The organism is Streptomyces sp. P5F9 (genome assembly GCF_057961495.1).
The window spans coordinates 1-17,899 of record NZ_JBXVPZ010000188.1 but is presented as its reverse complement, the minus strand read 5'-3'; the positions used below and the strand labels follow the sequence as shown (position 1 = coordinate 17,899).

At 70.7% G+C, this 17,899-nt stretch carries 19 protein-coding genes; 6 read left to right on the top strand and 13 right to left on the bottom strand.

The window, feature by feature from the left end:
- The 4 genes from AC31A1_RS27045 to AC31A1_RS27030 all read right to left on the bottom strand — a co-directional run.
- A partial coding sequence (locus AC31A1_RS27045) for an SCO5918 family protein (protein ID WP_489655825.1) occupies positions 1–197 on the bottom strand: 197 nt, incomplete at its 3' end.
- Between the two features lie 169 nt (positions 198–366).
- Complete coding sequence (locus AC31A1_RS27040; protein ID WP_019063123.1) at positions 367–570, bottom strand: cold-shock protein; 204 nt, start codon at positions 568–570, stop codon at positions 367–369.
- A 212-nt stretch (positions 571–782) separates the two neighbouring features.
- The gene (locus tag AC31A1_RS27035; RefSeq protein WP_489655824.1) at positions 783–1,109 is read right to left on the bottom strand and encodes a MerR family transcriptional regulator; all 327 of its coding nucleotides are present in this window, start codon (positions 1,107–1,109) and stop codon (positions 783–785) included.
- Between the two features lie 135 nt (positions 1,110–1,244).
- Positions 1,245–2,087: a hypothetical protein gene (locus AC31A1_RS27030; protein ID WP_489655823.1), complete on the bottom strand. Its 843-nt coding sequence runs from the start codon at positions 2,085–2,087 to the stop codon at positions 1,245–1,247.
- A 205-nt stretch (positions 2,088–2,292) separates the two neighbouring features.
- On the opposite strand from AC31A1_RS27030, the gene AC31A1_RS27025 reads away from it, so the two are divergent.
- Positions 2,293–2,736, top strand: coding sequence for a DUF5994 family protein (locus AC31A1_RS27025; RefSeq protein ID WP_489655822.1), 444 nt, complete (start codon positions 2,293–2,295; stop codon positions 2,734–2,736).
- Positions 2,737–2,783: 47 nt separating this feature from the next.
- Here the strand turns inward: AC31A1_RS27025 and AC31A1_RS27020 are convergent, their stop codons facing one another.
- Positions 2,784–3,569, bottom strand: a complete 786-nt coding sequence (locus tag AC31A1_RS27020) for a TIGR03943 family putative permease subunit (RefSeq protein ID WP_489655821.1) — start codon at positions 3,567–3,569, stop codon at positions 2,784–2,786.
- A complete protein-coding gene (locus tag AC31A1_RS27015) occupies positions 3,566–4,654 on the bottom strand; it encodes a permease (RefSeq protein WP_489655820.1) in 1,089 nt (362 codons plus the stop codon). Before AC31A1_RS27015 ends, AC31A1_RS27020 begins: the two co-directional genes overlap by 4 nt.
- Before the next feature lie 180 nt (positions 4,655–4,834).
- Here AC31A1_RS27015 and AC31A1_RS27010 point away from each other — a divergent pair, with 180 nt between their 5' ends.
- A complete protein-coding gene (locus AC31A1_RS27010) occupies positions 4,835–6,745 on the top strand; it encodes an NAD-binding protein (RefSeq protein ID WP_489655819.1) in 1,911 nt (636 codons plus the stop codon).
- Between the two features lie 105 nt (positions 6,746–6,850).
- Here the strand turns inward: AC31A1_RS27010 and AC31A1_RS27005 are convergent, their stop codons facing one another.
- Positions 6,851–8,668, bottom strand: coding sequence for a S9 family peptidase (locus AC31A1_RS27005; protein WP_489655818.1), 1,818 nt, complete (start codon positions 8,666–8,668; stop codon positions 6,851–6,853).
- Positions 8,669–8,827: 159 nt separating this feature from the next.
- Here AC31A1_RS27005 and AC31A1_RS27000 point away from each other — a divergent pair, with 159 nt between their 5' ends.
- Positions 8,828–9,622: an SURF1 family protein gene (locus AC31A1_RS27000; protein WP_489655817.1), complete on the top strand. Its 795-nt coding sequence runs from the start codon at positions 8,828–8,830 to the stop codon at positions 9,620–9,622.
- Positions 9,623–9,689: 67 nt separating this feature from the next.
- On the opposite strand, the gene AC31A1_RS26995 is transcribed toward AC31A1_RS27000, so the two are convergent.
- The 4 genes from AC31A1_RS26995 to AC31A1_RS26980 form a co-directional block, all read right to left on the bottom strand.
- Positions 9,690–10,898 (bottom strand): hypothetical protein, encoded by a 1,209-nt coding sequence (locus AC31A1_RS26995; RefSeq protein WP_489655816.1) that lies wholly within the window; start codon positions 10,896–10,898, stop codon positions 9,690–9,692.
- Positions 10,895–11,470, bottom strand: coding sequence for a SigE family RNA polymerase sigma factor (locus tag AC31A1_RS26990; protein WP_019063113.1), 576 nt, complete (start codon positions 11,468–11,470; stop codon positions 10,895–10,897). The genes AC31A1_RS26995 and AC31A1_RS26990 overlap by 4 nt, the downstream gene beginning before the upstream one ends.
- Before the next feature lie 524 nt (positions 11,471–11,994).
- Positions 11,995–13,062, bottom strand: coding sequence for an aspartate-semialdehyde dehydrogenase (locus AC31A1_RS26985; protein ID WP_489655815.1), 1,068 nt, complete (start codon positions 13,060–13,062; stop codon positions 11,995–11,997).
- Complete coding sequence (locus AC31A1_RS26980) at positions 13,062–14,333, bottom strand: aspartate kinase (protein WP_489655814.1); 1,272 nt, start codon at positions 14,331–14,333, stop codon at positions 13,062–13,064. Before AC31A1_RS26980 ends, AC31A1_RS26985 begins: the two co-directional genes overlap by 1 nt.
- Before the next feature lie 187 nt (positions 14,334–14,520).
- On the opposite strand from AC31A1_RS26980, the gene AC31A1_RS26975 reads away from it, so the two are divergent.
- Together AC31A1_RS26975 and AC31A1_RS26970 are read left to right on the top strand one after the other, a co-directional pair.
- Complete coding sequence (locus AC31A1_RS26975) at positions 14,521–15,216, top strand: response regulator transcription factor (protein WP_489655813.1); 696 nt, start codon at positions 14,521–14,523, stop codon at positions 15,214–15,216.
- Positions 15,213–16,502: a HAMP domain-containing sensor histidine kinase gene (locus tag AC31A1_RS26970; RefSeq protein ID WP_489655812.1), complete on the top strand. Its 1,290-nt coding sequence runs from the start codon at positions 15,213–15,215 to the stop codon at positions 16,500–16,502. The genes AC31A1_RS26975 and AC31A1_RS26970 overlap by 4 nt, the downstream gene beginning before the upstream one ends.
- Here AC31A1_RS26970 and AC31A1_RS26965 read toward each other — a convergent pair.
- Together AC31A1_RS26965 and AC31A1_RS26960 are read right to left on the bottom strand one after the other, a co-directional pair.
- Positions 16,468–16,974 carry an SgcJ/EcaC family oxidoreductase gene (locus tag AC31A1_RS26965; protein WP_489655811.1) on the bottom strand — a complete coding sequence of 169 codons (507 nt, stop codon included), beginning with the start codon at positions 16,972–16,974 and terminating at the stop codon, positions 16,468–16,470. The two genes, AC31A1_RS26970 and AC31A1_RS26965, sit on opposite strands and share 35 nt — an antisense overlap.
- A 105-nt stretch (positions 16,975–17,079) precedes the next feature.
- Positions 17,080–17,271 carry a hypothetical protein gene (locus AC31A1_RS26960; protein ID WP_019070330.1) on the bottom strand — a complete coding sequence of 64 codons (192 nt, stop codon included), beginning with the start codon at positions 17,269–17,271 and terminating at the stop codon, positions 17,080–17,082.
- A gap of 148 nt (positions 17,272–17,419) precedes the next feature.
- Here AC31A1_RS26960 and AC31A1_RS26955 point away from each other — a divergent pair.
- On the top strand, positions 17,420–17,899 hold a 480-nt coding region (locus tag AC31A1_RS26955; protein WP_489655810.1), incomplete at its 3' end, for a TSUP family transporter.

Genomic DNA, 17,899 nt, shown 5'->3' with positions numbered 1-17,899 from the left:
CTGGTCACCTCGAAGGCGGTGAAGTCACGGCGGTCCTGCTTGGTGATCACCTCGCCGACCTGCTTGACCGGGTACAGCTTGCGGCTGATGACGGCGCAGGGACCGGTGACGGGCTGCTCCGGGCGGATGCCCTTGAGCATCTCCTCCACCTCGCTCTTCGTCAGATCGAAGGGGTAACGGGCGATCACGCAGCGCATGGTGCCTCACCAAGGGGTTTCGAGCGGGAGGAGAGGGGAGGATTTCTCCTCGGGGAAAGCCGGGGATGCCGGGGAAGCCGAGAACGGCCGTGGAACGGCAGGTAAATGAGCAGATACGAAAAGGGGCCCGCACCCAAGGTGCGGGCCCCTGTTTCGCAGTCTCGCGTGCTTAGGCGGGAACGATGTTCTCCGCCTGCGGGCCCTTCTGGCCCTGCGTGATGTCGAAGGTCACCTTCTGACCTTCCTGCAGCTCGCGGAAGCCCTGGGTGGCGATGTTCGAGTAGTGGGCGAAGACGTCAGCGCCGCCGCCGTCCTGCTCGATGAAGCCGAAGCCCTTTTCCGCGTTGAACCACTTCACGGTACCGGTGGCCATGTCTTAACTCCTAGGCAGTGCACGAGATCCGCACTTTACGAATCTCCTCCATCGCCGTGATGATCACCTGCACCGGAGGTCCGGTTCAAAATTGGCAACCACAACTGCAACTGAAGTCAGCCTAGCACGGAACCCATTTCCGCGACGGGAAAATGGGGCGAGAAAAGGGCCGTCCGAAACGGTGAATTTCTGTTTCGGACGCATCAGATTTCCTACCGATGGAATGAGTGGCGCAGCTCCTCGTTGACGCGCAGGGCTTCCTCCAGCCGGTCCTCCAGGCTGATGATCCGGCACGCGGCCTCGATGGGCGTCCCCTGGTCGACCAGCTCGCGCGCGCGGGTGGCCGTACGGAGCTGACGGCGCGAGTAGCGGCGGTGACCGCCGTCCGACCGCTTCGGTGTGATCAGCCCGGCCTCACCCAGTGACCGGAGGAAACCGGGGGTGGAGGCGATCAGCTCGGCGGCCCGGCCCATGGTGTAGGCGGGGTAGTCGTCGTCGTCGAGCCGGTCGGCCGCGGGCTGCTGGCTTTCTGCGGACATGTACACCTTTCCTGCGGCCACCGGGGAGGGACGGCGTGCCGCCGGGGGAGCGGGTTCCCCCGTACGGGAACTCTAGTCGCACCCGGGGAATCTCTGTCGCGGCGAGCACAGATGTGCTGACGCCGGTTGACGCGCTCAGGGGGCCAGAACCAGCACCCGGCAGGCGCCCGGAAGCCGTGGATCAAGGCCGTCGGAGCCTCGCGGGGAGCCCCGTTCGGGTGCTCTCGCGGGGTCCGGCCGGGCTGCCACGACGTCCTGCCAGCCCCACCCCCGGTAGGCCGCCAGGGTCTCGGTGTCGGTACGGGGCACCAGGGTGACGCCGAGGGCCGGCGCGTGATCGGCGAGCAGCCGGCGCTGAAGGCGCCGGGCGAGGTTCCAGTCCCGGTCCTGGTAGTGGGTGCGCACGCGGGGCGGGACGACGATCCCGGAGACCGCGAAGAGTCCGCCGGTGACCGCGAGGCCGTGCAGCAGCCGGGGCAGCCGGGTGTCGTGGCCCTGCCACCAGGGATCGGCGGCGCGCACGGGGAAGCCGTAGGCGCAGGCCGTCAGGGTCGTGTTCTCGGCGATCAGCAGGGTGAACCCGGGGCGCCGGACGTCACCCGCGAGGCGCCGCAGGAAGGCGGTGCGGGAACGGTTGCCCGTGCGGGGCCCGCCACAGGTCTCCTCGTACAGCACGCCGAGGTCCTGGAAGCGGTCCTCGATCTGGCGGCGGCTGAGCGGGCGGACGCGGTCCCCTTCCCAGGGGGACGGGCCGCGCTCGCGGTTCGACGTGTGGGGCTCGTGGCCGGTCGTGGACCACGCCCTCTCCCAGCCCGCCGTACCTGCGCCGCCGTGTCCGCCGGGGGCCGCGGGCGCGTCCGCGGCCCCCGGCCGACCGGGCACATTCACGGTCATGGGCTGAGCCCTGCCCCGGGCGCGGAACGGATCCGCCCCGGCGTCGTGGTTCGCCGAGAACGGCACCGGTGCGATCCGGCGCACGAGGAATCCTCGGTCCTTTCACGGTACGCCCGCGGGCCGCGGAGGGGCTCGGAGTGCCTCCGGCGCAGACCGGCCCGGCCGGGGCGGGAGTACGGTGAGCGGTACCGGGAGTTCTCCGCACCTCGGCTCTGGCGCCGTCGTCGTTCCCAGTGCACCACGGCACCGGACCGCCGCACGACGGACGGCCGGGGACAGGGACCGCGACATGAACGCGCCCACGGACACCCACAGTTCGCCCGCCTCGGACACCATCGCCTCGTCGCCCGACGTGGAGCAGACCGCCCCGCCCCTGCTCCGGCTGCGCCTCGCCGCCCCCACCTCCGTACCGCGCCGCCTCGACGGAGCCTGGTGGCCGCACTCCTACGACGTGCTCACCGAGGTGCCGCGCCTGCTCGCCGGGCTGCCCCGGACCTGGGGTCACATCGTCAGCGTGATGGTGAACGGGCGGGTCTGGTCGACCGCCCCGGGCCGGATGCTCGTGGCCAACCAGGTCGTACGGCTGCACCGGACCACCGCCGTGCACGCCCCGAACACCGTCGTCCTGCTCGCGCCGGGCCGCGGCCGCTGGGACCTGCTGGTCGTACCGCCGGAGCTGACGGAGGAGGCGGCCGAGCCGATCATGGCCGCCGCGGTCGCCAACCTCCTTTGAAACCAGGCAAGTTACTGGTTCCAGCTAGCTGTTACTGGTTCCACCTGTTACTGGTTCCAGCTCTCGTCGTACGGGTCCTTCGGCGTCGGGATCGGTTTGGCCTGGGTGACCTGGAAGTAGGGGATCGGGCGGTTGTTGATGGGGTCCTTGGTCTGCTTGGGGCTGTAGGTGCCGGTGATCTCCAGCCAGGTGTCGGGCTGAAGTACCGGCGGGATCTTGCCCGTCAGCGCGATCTTCACCGGCTGGGCGTCCGCGGCACAGCAGTTGAGGGCCATGCGGACGAGGAACGGGGAGCCCGACTTGTCCAGCGCGACGAAGCCGGTGACCTTCAACTGCCGGGTGCCCAGGGACCGTCCGTGGTCGTAGACCGCGCGGCTCGCGTAGTCGACCAGGCCGATGGTGAGCGGGTTGCTGTCGGGGAGCTTGAGCAGGCCGTACGGCTGCTGGATGGCTGTGCCGGTGCGGACCGCGCTGTAGGAGCCGAGGGCCGGTGGGGCGACCAGGATCAGGGCGAAGAGGGGGAGGACCAGGAGCCAGGAGATACGGGGTTCGCGGTGGACGTGTCCCTCGGGTACGTGTCCCTCGTGAGCGCCGTCCTCGGTGTGGGCTTCCGTGTGCGCCGCGTGCGCTTCCGCCTGGGCCTTCTCCCTCCGCGTCCGGCGCCACTCGTACCAGGCCGTCGCCAGTGCCGTCACGATGAGGACCGCGCCGGAGAGCAGCAGGAGCGGCTGGAGGCCTGCCTTGACGTAGCGCAGGTAGAGGTTGGTGAAGCCCGCGTGCAGGAGGGCCGCGCCGACCAGGAACAGGACCGCCGCCTGGGCCTGCCGGTTCACAGGAGCACCGCCCCGGTGACGACCGCGCCCGTGATGGCGAGGACGAAGGTGGCGGGTGCGAAGCGCATCGCGAAGCCGCGGCCGAAGGTGCCCGCCTGCATGGCGAACAGCTTCAGGTCGATCATCGGGCCCACCACCAGGAACGCGAGCTTGGCCGTGAGCGAGAACTGGGTGAGCGACGCGGCGACGAACGCGTCCGCCTCCGAGCAGATCGACAGCAGGACGGCGAGGATCGAGAGGGCGAGGATCGCGACCACCGGGTTGTCGGCGGCCGTGCGCAGCCAGCTCGCCGGTGCCACCGCCTTGAGCGTGGCCGCGGACATCGCGCCGAGGACGAGGAACCCGCCGGCCTGCATCACGTCGTGCCGGACCGAGCCCCAGAACGCGGCCCCCTTGGTCTCCCCCGCGTGCGGTTCGTGGGCGGGCAGGCGCAGCCAGTCGGTGCGGCCGATCCGCGTCCACAGCCAGCCCATCACGCAGGCCACGAGCAGGCTGCCGACGAACCGGGCGAGCACCATCTCGGGGTTGCGCGGGAACGCCACGGCCGTCGCCGTCAGCACGATCGGGTTGATCGCCGGGGCGGAGAGCAGGAACGCGATCGCCGCCGCCGGGGTGACGCCCCGGCGCACCAGCGCCCCGGCCACCGGCACGGACGCGCACTCGCAGCCGGGCAGGATCGCGCCCGCCATGCCGGCGATCGGCACGGCCAGCACGGGGTTCTTCGGCAGCGCGCGGGTGAAGAACGTCGCCGGTACGAACACCGCGATCCCGGCCGACAGCAGCACGCCCAGCACCAGGAAGGGCAGCGCCTGCACGACGACGGCCACGAAGACCGTCATCCAGCTCTGCATCACCGGCGCGGACAGCGCCTGACGGATCGGGCCCTGCGCCAGCACCACCACGAGCAGCACCATGGTCAGCACGAGCGGCGAGTTGAACTGCCAGCCGTCCTTCGACGCCTTCGCCTCTTCGGCGGGCGCGGCCGGTGACTCCTTGGCGGGCACGTCCGGTCGCGTGTCCGGTTGCGCATGCGGTTCCGGCGGCGTCTCCGTGGTCGGCGCGGCTGGTTCGGTGGTGATGGCCACGGCTGAGATACCTCCGGCAGACGCCTGGTTTCGCGAGTTTTGCTCCCTGTCTCTGCATACGGCAGTCGGGGCACGGGTGTTCAGCGGAATACTGGAACCACCCGCCTCCTTGGGGCAGTCTTTCCCCTCGTGGCGAGCAGCGTTCCGAATCAGAGCCCTCCGGGCAGTGCCCGGGCACACATGGTGGTGTGCGGCGACGACGCGCTCGCGCACCGGCTCGCCGTCGAACTCCGCAGTGTCTACGGCGAGCAGATCACCCTCGTCGTCCCGCTCTCCGAGGCCACCGCCCGACAGCCCGTCGTCGGCCGCGCCCGTGCCGCCTCGGCCGCGCTGCTCGACCGGGTCAACGCGGCGGTGGGCCGGGCCAACGGCAACGGCGGTGGCGGCAACGCCGGTCCCGTCGTCCCCGAACCCCCGCGCGGGGAGCGGGTGTTGGAGGTCGCCGAGCTGACCGAGGCCGTGTTCGCCGAGGCGGGCGTGGAGCGGGCGACCGCGCTGGCCCTCGTCTATGACGACGACGAGACGAACATCCGCGCCGCCCTCACCGCCCGCCGCCTCAACCCCCGTATCCGGCTGGTGATCCGCCTCTACAACCGGCGGCTGGGCCAGCACATCGAGGAACTCCTGGACCAGGCCGCCGCGTTGGCGACCGGTGACGGGACGAGCGGCGGGCCCGGTACCGGGTTCGACGCGTCCACCACCGTCCTCTCCGACGCCGACACCGCCGCACCCGCGCTGGCCGCGACCGCGCTCGCCGGGACCAGCAAGGTCGTCCAGACCGACGGGCTGCTGCTGCGCGCGGTGGAACGGCCGCCGCCGGGACCCGGGCAGGTCGCCGATCCGGGCCTTGCCACGCTGGCCCTGCTCTCGGCGACCAGCAGCGACCCGGCCGGCGCTGACGGCTCCGAGGGCATGGGCGAACAGGGCCCGCGCCTGCTGCCCGACGCGGCGGCCGTCGCCTCCGCCACCGGGCGCGGAACCGTCGTCCTGGAGCAGGTGTCGTACGCCGGGCCGCAGTTGCCGGCCGGGCGCGGGGGCGGTGTCGTCCCGGCGTGGTCCTCGCTCTTCTCGCGGCGGCTGCGGTGGTCGCTGGCGGGCATGGTGGCGTGTGTGATCGCGCTCGCCGTCTCGCTGTGGCTGGTGACTCAGATCCATCCGCTGACCGCCTTCTATCTGACGCTGCTCGATCTCTTCGCGATCGACGACCCCGCGATCGGGGCGTCTCTGGGGCGGCAGATCCTTCAACTCCTGTCCGGGCTCGTCGGGTTGCTGATGCTGCCGGTGCTGCTGGCCGCGGTCCTCGAAGCCCTCGGCACCTTCCGTACGGCGTCCGCGTTGCGCAAGCCGCCGCGGGGGCTCGGCGGGCATGTCGTGCTGCTCGGGCTCGGCAAGATCGGCACCCGGGTGCTGACCCGGCTGCGCGAACTCAACATCCCCGTGGTGTGCGTCGAGGCCGACCCCGAGGCCCGCGGGCTCGCGGTCGCGCGCCGGCTGCGGGTGCCGGTGATCCTGGGTGACGTCACCCAGGAGGGCGTCCTGGAATCCGCCAAGATCCACCGCGCCCACGCCCTCCTCGCGGTCACCAGCTCCGACACGACGAACCTCGAAGCGGTGCTGTACGCCCGGTCCGTGCGGCCTGATCTACGGGTCGTGCTCCGGCTGTACGACGACGACTTCGCCACCGCCGTGTACCGGACGCTGCGGGCCGCCCACCCCGGTGCCCTGACCCGGAGCCGGAGTGTGTCCCATCTGGCCGCGCCCGCCTTTGCCGGGGCGATGATGGGGCGGCAGATCCTGGGGGCGATTCCTGTCGAGCGGCGAGTGCTCTTGTTCGCGGCGATGACCGTGGGCGGGCATCCCCAGCTGGAGGGGAAGACTGTCGCCGAGGCGTTCCGGGCCGGGTCGTGGCGGGTGCTGGCGCTGGACACGGCAACGCGGGACGCCTCCGAGGACGTACGGCGGTCGGGGTTGGTCTGGGACCTCCCCGACACATATGTCCTGCGCGACTCGGACCGGGTTGTGCTGGCGGCGACTCGACGAGGGCTGGCGGAGCTGCTGGGGCGGCGGCCACGGGACCGGGCCGGGGCTTGAACAGGTGCCCGGCGCCGGGGTCGGCCGGGGGTGGGACCGCAACCCGGCGCTGCGGGGTGCCGTCCGCGCCCACCCGTGCCGCCCCAGCCGCACGACCGCCCGCGGCTAGGCGGACAGGGGATCCACTCCCCCCAAATGCCGCTCCGCGAAGTCCAGTTCCAGCCTCACCTGCTTGATCCGCTCGTCCACCACCAACGACCCGTGCCCCGCGTCGTACCGGTACACCTCGTGCACGGCGCCCCGCGACTCAAGCCGCTTCACGTAGTTGTCGATCTGGCGGATCGGGCAGCGGGGGTCGTTGACGCCTGCCGAGATGTAGACCGGGGCCGTGACCTTGTCGACGTAGGTCAGCGGGGAGGACGCCTCGAAGCGGGCCGGGACCTCTTCCGGGGTGCCGCCCAGGAGTGTGCGGTCCATGGCCTTCAGGGCTTCCATCTCGTCGTGGTAGGCCGTGACGTAGTCGGCGACCGGGACCGCCGCGATGCCCAGGGTCCACGCGTCGGGCTGGGTGCCGATGCCGAGGAGGGTGAGGTAGCCGCCCCAGGAGCCGCCGGTGAGGATCAGGCGGTCGGGGTCGGCGAGACCGGAGGTGATCGCCCACTCCCGGACCGCCGCGATGTCCTCCAGCTCGATCAGGCCGACGCGGTACTTCAGGGCGTCGGTCCAGGCGCGGCCGTAGCCGGTCGAGCCGCGGTAGTTGACCCGGACGACCGCGTACCCGTGGTCGACCCAGGCCGCCGGGCCCGCCGCGAAGGAGTCGCTGTCGTGCCAGGTCGGGCCGCCGTGGATGTCGAAGACCGTGGGGAGGGGGCCGGTGGCGCCCGCCGGCTTCTGGACGAGGGCGTGGATGCGGCCGCCGGGGCCCTCCACCCAGACGTCCTCCACGGGGACAGAGCCCGGTGACTTCAGGCCGGGCGGGTCCAGGACGACCTCGCCCGTCGTGGAGCGCACGGCGGACGGTTCGGCGGCCGACGACCAGAGGTACTCGACGCTGCCGTCGGGGCGGGCCGTGGCGCCCGAGACCGAACCGGCCGGCGTCGGCACCTTCTCCAGCTCGCCCGAGTCGAGGTCGTAGCGGAAGACCTCGCTGCGGGCCTCGAAGCTGTGCGCGATGAGGAGGGCCGAGCCGTCCGGGTACCACTCGGCGCTCACGTCGCCGGGCAGGTCCAGGGACAGGTCCGTCTCGCCGCCCTTGACCACGTCCCACACCAAGGGCTCCCAACGGCCGCGCCGCTGATGGCCGATGAGCAGGCGGGTGTCGCCGTCCACCGGTGCGAAGCCGAGCACCTCAAGGCCCAGTTCCTCGGTACCGCCCTTGGTGTCGTCCAGGTCGGCGACCGCCGTGCCGTCCGGGCGCAGGACACGCAGCGCCGAGTGCATCGCGTCGCCGTGCTCCGTGTGCTCGATCGCGATCAGCGAACCGTCGTGCGACAGGTCACCGACGCCCGCCGACTCGCGGTGGCGGTAGATCAGCGTGGTCTCGTCATCGGTGCGCGCGAGGTGGATCGTCGTACCGTCCTCGTCGGTCGAGCGGCCCACGACCGCCGTCCGGCCGTCGCGGGCGAGGGCGACACCCGCCGGATAGGACGGTTCCAGGCCGGGGACCGCCGGTTCGTCGGGGCCGCCCTTGAAGGGCTGGCGGCGCCAGACGCCGAACTCGTCGCCGTCCTTGTCGTCGAACCACCAGATCCACTCCCCGTCCGGGGAGAGCACACCGTCCGTCGTGCCGTTCGGCCGGTCGGTGACCTGGCGTTGCTCGCCCGTCGCCCGGTCCCAGGCGTACAGCTCATACGTCCCTGTCGCGTTCGACACGAACAGGGAACGGTCGGGTGCGTCCTCCGCCCAGTCGGGCAGGGACACGCGGGGCGCCCGGAAGCGCTTCTCCCAGTCCGGTGTGTTCTCGGACCCGTTGCTCTCAGTCATGGCCCCATACTGCCCGCCCACACAGACATTGCACTGACTGGATCCTCAGCCTGTGGATAACTTCGACCAAGTCCCGGCCGGAGCATTGCCCACGCCTGGTGAACCTTCGGGCCGACCCCCGGGCCGAGACCCTTACGGGAGCCCCGTACCGTGGGAGTCGTGTACCGGTTTCTGCTGACATCGCGCTGGTGGGGCATCAACGTCTTCGTACTGCTCGCCATCCCCTTCTGCGTCTTCATGGGGTCGTGGCAGCTGAGCCGGTTCCAGGCGCGCGTGGACAGCAGCCACCAGGCCACCAAGCAGGTCGAGACCGACCGCACGGAAGCGGCCCGCCCGCTCGCCTCCCTGCTCCCGGTCGACCAGAGCACCTCGGGCCGCCAGACCACCGCGACCGGCCGCTACGGCGAGCAACTCCTCGTCCCCGACCGCCAGTTGGACGGGAAGAACGGCTTCTACGTCCTCACCCTGCTCCGCACCGACGACGGCAAGGCCCTCCCCGTCGTCCGCGGCTGGATCCCCGGCAGGCCCGATGCCGCGAAGGCACCGGCCGCGCCGACCGGTGAGGTCACCGTCACCGGCTCGCTCCAGGCGTCCGAGACCCCGGGCGACAACGGCGTCAGCGCCCAGGGCGGACTGCCGTCCGGCCAGACCGCCGCGATCAGCGCGGCCTCCCTGGTGAACCTGGTCCCCTACCACCTGTACGACGCGTGGATCACGCTCGACAAGGGCGACTCGGGGATGAAGGCCGTACCGGCGACCGCGCCCGCGAACACCGGTCTCGACCTGAAGGCGTTCCAGAACCTCGGCTACACCGGCGAGTGGTTCGTCTTCGCGGGCTTCGTCGTCTTCATGTGGTTCCGGCTGCTGCGCCGCGAGGTGGAGTTCGCGCGCGATGCGGAGCTGGGCCTCGTCCCTGAGGACGAGAACGAGGAAGCGGCCCACGCGACCGTCTGACGTGACCCGACACGGACACAGCCGGGTCCCCCGACCCGGCTGACCATCTGTGGACGCGCAGTCCGGTCTACGACCCCGCCAGCAGACCCGTCCGGTAGACCGTGCCCGCGCACGCGTTCGGCACCGTGGCCGTGACCGTCGGGGAGCCCGCCGCCGCCGTGTGGGAGACCTGGACGCTGCCGTCGAGCGTGCCGTCCGCGCGGAGCATCTGGGTGGACGTGCCCGTGTCGCCGCTCGTGGACCCGCTGCTGGTGCTGGCGTCCTCGGTGGGCGTCGGGGTGGACGTCGGGCCGCCGGTGGTGGTGCCGCCGGTGCTGCTGCCGCTGGTGGGGCAGGTCTCGGAGGGCACCCAGGCGAACTTGACCACATAGGAGGAGCCCGCCTGGAGCACCAGCTGGGAGACCTCCGTCGACGGGTCGGGCAGGCCGGCCGCCGCGTCCCCCGAGCTGTGCTGCGCCACGGTGATCTTGGTGGAGTCGGCAGCGCCCATGGCGTAGGTGCCCACGGTGCCGGGGCCGCCGACGGTACAGCTGGTGCCGGAGGTGTTGGTGACGCTGAACGTGCCGTAGACGATGCCCGCCGAATCGGCCGCGTCCACCGTCGAGTTGGACGCGCCGAGCTGGTTGGCCGTGCAGACGGGCGCGGCCGTCCCGGTGCTGGCCGAGGGGTTCGCGCTCACGGTGCCGTGGCCGGGGGTCTTGCCCGTGCCGTCGTTCTTGTGGCCGCCCGGGTTCTGCGGGGCCTGTCCCGTGGAACCGCCCGAGGTGCTGGAGCCGCCGTCCGGGCCCTTGCCCTGGCTGGTGCCGCCCTGCGCCTGTGAGCTGTTGCCCGCCATGGACGGGTCGGCGTTCGAGCCGGTGGAGTTCGAGACGTGCACGAGGGCCGGGATCGCGGTGCCGAAGAAGAGCACGGTGGCGGCCATGCCGACCAGGGCCTGGCGCTTGCGGGCCCGGCGGGCCGGTACCGCCTTGCGCAGGTGGTCCAGCGTGCCGTCGCGCGGCTCGACCTCCTGGACCGCCTGGTGCAGCAGCCGCCGTAGCGCCGGCTCGTCGAAGTCGAAGCCCTCGGCGTCCTGGGAATCCCCGGAGTTCTCAGGGTTCTCGGGGTTCCCGTCGAGGCTCGGCCCGGTGGGGCTCTGTTCGTCGGGGCCGTGGTTCACAGTTCCGTTCCCAGCGTGTGTTTCGTTCGGCTGTTCCTCGCGCGCCCAGGTCGGGCCGCGCCGGACGTCCGGCTCGCGCCGTTCACGCGAACCGTTTCCCTCGGGCCTGTCGCTCATGCCGTGGCCTCCATGGCGATCCGGAGGGCGGCGATCCCGCGCGAGCCGTACGCCTTCACCGAGCCCAGCGATATGCCGAGCGACTCGGCGACCTGCGCCTCGGTCATGTCCGCGAAGTAGCGCAGGACCAGGACCTCGCGCTGGCGGCGCTGCAGTCCCTTCATGGCCTTGATGAGGGAGTCGCGCTCCAGCAGGTCGTAGGCGCCCTCTTCCGCGCTGGCCATGTCCGGCATCGGCTTCGAGAGGAGCTTGAGGCCGAGGATGCGGCGGCGCAGGGCCGAGCGGGAGAGGTTGACGACCGTCTGGCGCAGATAGGCCAGGGTCTTCTCGGGGTCACGGACACGTTTGCGCGCCGAGTGGACCCGGATGAACGCCTCCTGGACGACGTCCTCGCAGGAGGCCGTGTCGTCGAGGAGGAGTGCGGCCAGGCCGAGCAGCGAGCGGTAGTGCGCCCGGTAGGTCTCGGTGAGATGGTCGACCGTCGTTCCGGCCGCGACGGCGTCGTCGACACCGTCGCGCTGGTTCGGGATGCGGGCGGGCCGCGCTGCGGGCATCGGCGCGATCACCGGCATGCCGCCGGGCGCACGGGATCCACGCGGAGGCCGTAGGGCCGTGCCGCGTGCCGCAGTGAAGTCGAGTACCTGAGCCACGCCAGTTGGACACGCTTCCCCCCTTGGGGGTTGTACGCGTCGGCCGTCACATTTACGTCAGACGAAACAGACAGTCCGCCCGCTCGCCTTCCGGCACCGCCCACCGCTCCGGTGTCATCACCCACCTGTCTGGTGTCAGGCAGCACAACCGGCAGTGCGTCGAACACCCTCATGCCTACCCGCTCTTCCCCTGTGTCACGAAAAGTCCGGGACGTCCCCACGTCCCTTACCGCATCACCACGCGCCCACCTGAAGGGCGTTCGCAAAGACGCTCCCCGCTCGCCGCGCGGTTGCGGGAAGCGGGGAGTGAAATCTTCGGATGCGAAGGTGGCTGGATTCAAGGGGTCTCAACCATTAATCCGGCCACATCGCGCGCACTGATCCTACAAACCCGTGCGCCACTGGCCAGCGGATTTACGGCCGGGCTGAGTAGGTGGGGCCCGCACTCAGGCCAGTTCGCGCGCCACCAGCTCGGCGATCTGCGCGGTATTGAGGGCGGCTCCCTTGCGCAAGTTGTCGCCGCAGACGAACAGTTCGAGCGCCGTCGGATCGTCCAGCGCCCGCCGCAAGCGCCCCACCCACGTCGGGTCGGTGCCCACCACGTCGGCGGGCGTGGGGAACTCCCCGGCGGCCGGATTGTCGAAGAGGACGACCCCCGGGGCCGTGGCGAGGATCTCGCGCGCCCCGTCGACGGTGACCTCGCCCTGGAAGCGGGCGTGGACGGTGAGGGAGTGCGTGGTGACCACCGGGACGCGCACGCACGTCACGGCGACCGGCAGCGCGGGCAGCCCGAGGATCTTGCGGGACTCGTCCCGCACCTTCATCTCCTCCGAGGACCAGCCGTCCTCCCGCAGGGACCCGGCCCACGGTACGACGTTCAGCGCGACCGGCTCCGGGAACGGCCCGGTGTTGTCCCCGACGGCCCGCCGTACGTCACCGGGCTTGGTGCCCAGGTCCGTACCGGCCACGAGGGACAGCTGCTGGCGCAGGGTGTCCACCCCGGCCCGCCCGGCGCCGCTCACCGCCTGGTACGACGACACCACCAGCTCGCGCAGCCCGAACTCGGCGTGCAGCGCGCCCACGGCGACGATCATCGACAGGGTCGTGCAGTTCGGGTTGGCGATGATCCCGCGCGGGCGGTGCCGCACCTTGTGCGGGTTGACCTCGGGGACCACCAGGGGCACCTCCGGGTCCATCCGGAAGGCGCCCGAATTGTCGACGACGACCACGCCCTTGGCGGCGGCGACCGGCGCCCACTGGGCGGAGACCTCGTCGGGGACGTCGAACATCGCGACGTCGACGCCGTCGAAGGCCTCCTCCGTCAGGGCCACCACCTCGACCTGCTCCCCGCGCACGGCCAGCTTGCGGCCGGCCGAGCGAGGGGAGGCGATCAGGCGGATCTCGCCCCAGATGTCCGCGTGCTGGGACAGGATCTGGAGCATGACCGTGCCGACGGCCCCGGTCGCGCCGACCACGGCGAGCGTCGGACGCACGGTCGCTCCGGTTGTGGCCATCAGCGGCCGGTGCCTCCGTAGACGACGGCTTCGTCGCTGTCGGAGTCGAGGCCGAACGCCGTGTGCACGGCGCGGACGGCCTCGTTGACGTCGTCGGCGCGGGTGACCACCGAGATACGGATCTCGGAGGTCGAGATCAGCTCGATGTTGACGCCCGCGTCGGACAGGGCGGTGAAGAAGTCGGCGGTGACGCCCGGGTTCGTCTTCATCCCGGCGCCCACCAGCGAGATCTTCCCGATCTGGTCGTCGTAGCGCAGCGACTCGAAGCCGATGCCGTGCTTGTTCTTCTCCAGGGCGTCGATGGCCTTGCGGCCCTCCGCCTTGGGGAGGGTGAAGGAGATGTCCGTGAGGCCCGTCGAGGCCGCCGACACGTTCTGCACGATCATGTCGATGTTGACCTGGGCGTCGGAGATCGTCCGGAAGATCACCGCGGCCTCGCCCGGCTTGTCGGGCACGCCGACGACCGTGATCTTGGCCTCGGAGGTGTCGTGCGCGACACCGGAGATGATGGCCTGCTCCACCTTCTGGTCCCCAATCGGCTCACTGCTGACCCACGTGCCCTGAAGTCCGCTGAAGCTGGACCGCACATGGATCGGGATGTTGTATCGGCGGGCGTACTCCACACAGCGGTGGAGCAGCACCTTGGAGCCGGAGGCGGCGAGCTCCAGCATGTCCTCGAAGACGATCCAGTCGATCTTCTTCGCCTTCGGCACCACACGCGGGTCGGCGGTGAACACACCGTCGACGTCGGTGTAGATCTCGCACACCTCGGCGTCGAGCGCGGCGGCCAGCGCCACGGCGGTGGTGTCGCTGCCACCCCGCCCCAGCGTGGTGATGTCCTTCTTGTCCTGGCTCACACCCTGGAACCCGGCGACGATGGCGATGTTGCCCTCGTCCAACGCCGTACGGATCCGACCGGGCGTGACGTCGATGATCCGCGCTTTGTTGTGGACCGAGTCGGTGATGACGCCTGCCTGGCTGCCCGTGAACGACTGGGCCTCGTGGCCCAGGTTTTTGATCGCCATGGCCAGCAGCGCCATGGAGATCCGCTCTCCGGCGGTCAGCAGCATGTCGAACTCACGCCCGGCGGGCATCGGAGATACCTGCTCGGCGAGATCGATCAGCTCGTCCGTCGTGTCGCCCATCGCGGAAACGACGACGACCACTTGGTGGCCGTTCTTCTTCGCTTCGACGATTCGCTTGGCGACGCGCTTGATGCCCTCGGCATCGGCTACGGAGGAGCCTCCGTACTTCTGCACGACAAGGCCCACGTGCGCTCCTCGCTCAGTCCTGGTGTGTCGGCTCAGTTTAACGAGCGCCCGAAATTCCCTTCCCAGGTATCGCATGGTGAGATTCGGACGCCCAGGTCAGCGCATGCCCACTCAAGGGGTGCCGGAAAAGTGCCAAGGGTCACAGGTGACGCCTGTGAATTAAGTTTCAAGCATTAAGGTGCGCCGTGTGCGCGTACTTCTGGTGGAAGACGATGAGCCGGTCGCCGAGTCCCTGCGACGCGGACTGATCCGCTACGGCTTCGAGGTCGACTGGGTCACCACGGGCGCCGCCGCCCTGGCCCACTCCGCCCCCTACGACGTCGTCCTGCTCGACCTCGGCCTGCCCGACACCGACGGCCTCGACGTGTGCAGGACGCTGCGCGCCCGCGGCGACGTCCCGATCATCGTGATCAGCGCGCGCAGCGACGAGACGGACCGGGTGGTCGGCCTGGAGCTGGGCGCGGACGACTACGTCTCGAAACCGTTCGGGGTACGGGAGGTCATCGCGCGCATAAGGGCGGTGATGCGCCGCGCCCAGCCCCGCGCCGCCGCGGAGGCCGCGGGCCCGGACGAGTACGGCACCCGCCTCACCATCGACCGCAAGGCGGCCCGCGTCCGCCTCGACGGCGAGGAGATCCCACTCGCCCCCAAGGAGTACGACCTGCTGTCGTTCCTCACCGAGGAGCCCGGCGCGCTGATGTCGCGCGAGCAGATCATGGAAGCGGTCTGGGACGCGAACTGGTTCGGCCCGACGAAGACGCTCGACGTCCATGTGGCGGCGCTACGGCGGAAGTTGGCGGGCGCGATCACGATCGAGGCGGTACGGGGCGTGGGCTTCCGCCTGGAGATCACCTCCTCCGGCGACGGATCGCCGGCGTCATGATCCGGCAGCTCATCGTCAGCTACGTCCTCCTGGTGGCCGTGGCGCTGACCGCGTTCACCGTGCCCGTCGCCTTCACGCTGACCGCCCAACTCCGCGGTGACACCGAGCAGTCCGTGGAGCGCGAGGCGAAGACGATGGCCCTCCTGCTGAGCGGCGACGCCGCCTCGCGCGCCGCGCTGGACCGCATGGTCGTGGCGTACGCGCAGGAGACCCCCGGCACGGCCGAGGTGCTGCCGGCCTCGCGCGCGAAGACCGCGGCGCACTGGGGCGACGGGAAGCTGGAGGTCACGGCACCGGCGAAGCGCGACGGCCGGACGGTCGGCGCCGTCCGCATCACGTACCCGACCTCCGACCTGACCCGGCGCCTGGTGCAGATCTGGGGCTTCCGCGCGATCCTCGCCCTCGCCGTCCTGGCGGTGGCGGCGGGACTGGGCGCTCTGGTCGCCCGCCGCCTGACCCGCCCCCTACGCCAACTCAACGACATGGCGAGCAAGTTCAGCGACGGCGACCTGACCGCCCGCTCCCCGGTGACGGGCCCGCACGAGACGCAGACGCTGGCCAGGACGTTGAACCAGGCGGGCGAACGCCTCGACACCCTCATCGCCTCGCAGCGGATCTTCGTGGCCGACGCCTCCCACCAACTCCGCACCCCGCTCACGGCGTTGCGGCTCTCGCTGGACAACATCGCGGACGGCGTGGACGACGACTTCGTACGGGAGGACGTGGAGCAGGCGACCGCGGAGGTGGTCCGGATGAGCCGCCTGGTCAACGGCCTGCTGGTGCTGGCGCGGGCCGAGGCGAAGGTGACGGCGGCGGAGCCCCTCCAGCTGAGGGAGATCGTCGCCGAACGCCTCTCGGTGTGGAGACCGGCCGCCGACGAGCGCGGAGTCGACATCGCGCTCGGGGGGAGTGTCGTCGACGGCCGGCCACTCGTGCTGGCCAGTCCCGGTCATCTCGAACAGGTCCTGGACAACGTGCTGTCGAACGCCCTGGAGGTGTCACCGGACGGCGCGACGATCACCGTAGGCTCCGAACTCCGGGGCGACGAGGTCGAGTTGACGGTGACGGACGAGGGCCCCGGCATGTCCGACGCGGACAAGTCCCGCGCCTTCGACCGCTTCTGGCGCGGCCTGGGCCTCACCGGGCGCTCCGGTTCGGGCCTGGGCCTCGCCGTCGTACGCCAGTTGGTGACGGACGACGGCGGAACGGTGGCTCTGCGGGACGCATCCGGAGGAGGACTGCTGGTCGCCATCACCCTTCGGGCATCACCGAGGAGTGGTGGTTGACGATCAGCCACTTGCCGCCGCGCTTCTCGTACTCGTAGGTGTAACGGGCCTCCACCACACGCTTCTTGCCGGTCTTCGGGTCGGTGAGCGTGATGTCGTAGGCGCCCGCGTCGATGGCCGAGTCGCTGTCGAGGACGTTGATGTACGTCTCGACCTTCTTCGCGACCGGCTTGTTCGGCAGGAAGTGCTCGAAGTAGTCGACGATCTCGGCGCGGTCGGTGCGGATCTCGTTGGAGACGGTGGGCAGCAGCACGGCGTCCGGCGCGTACCGGTTCGCGACCTTCTTCGGGTCACCGGTCTGGAGCGCGGCGTTCCAGCCGTCGAAGAGGGCGGCTATCCGCTTCTTGGAAGGCTTGGCGTCGTGCTGGGGCCCGGCGGTCGCGGCGACGGTGCCGAGGGTGCCGAGGGCCAGGACGCTGGTTACGGTGACGGTGACGGCGGCTGCACGCTTGCTCATGGACCGGCGGGTCATCTCAACTCCAGTGGTACTGGTGCCTTTTGGGATGACTCCAGCCTCGCTTTCGGCCGGTTAGCGCCCGTGCAGCGGACGTACAGGGGCGAGGAAGGGCTGCCCCAATTAACGCGCTGTGGCCGACTGACCACGGTCCCGGACGAGACTGACCCCGGCTCCCAGCGACACGACACCCATCCCGACGGCGGTCATCACGCCCTGCGTTCCGTCGACCACGAAGGGTGCGACCGCGGCGACGGCCAGATTGAAGAGGAAGAGGAACCAGAGGACGGGCTTGGAGGAGAGGAAGTTCTTCATGACGGGCATCCTTGGGATCTCGGGGCCGGTGGCTCGTTCACCGGCTGACGAGTTCAACGATCCCGTTTCCGCAGGTCCGCGACGAGGGAGCACAGTCCCGAAGTGGGGGTGTAGCGGGCTACACCCTGAGCGGGAATGATGTTGCTCCATGACGGGGGACATACTGCTGGCCGCGATCGTCCTGCTCGGCTCCTCCGTGCAGTGGCTGACGGGCATGGGCTTCGCCCTGGTGGCCGTACCGGCCCTCGTACTCCTCCTCGGCCCGACGCAGGGCGTCGTCCTCGCCAACTGCGCCGCCGGCGCGATCAGCGTCGTAGGCCTGGCGGGTGGTTGGCGGCAGGTCCGGGCGCGCGCGATGGTGCCGCTGTGCGTGGCGGCGGTGTGCACGGTACCGGCGGGGGCGTGGATGACCCGCCAACTGCCGCCGCCCGTCCTCCTGTTGGTGATGGGCGGGTTGGTGACGGTGGCTGTCCTGCTGGTGATGAAGGGCGCCCGGGTGCCGGCACTTCGGGGCACTCGCGGTGCCGTCGCGGCGGGCGCGGCGGGCGGTTTCATGAACGCGGCGGCGGGGGTGGGCGGCCCGCCGATCTCCCTCTACGCGGTCAACGCGGGGTGGACGGTACGGGAG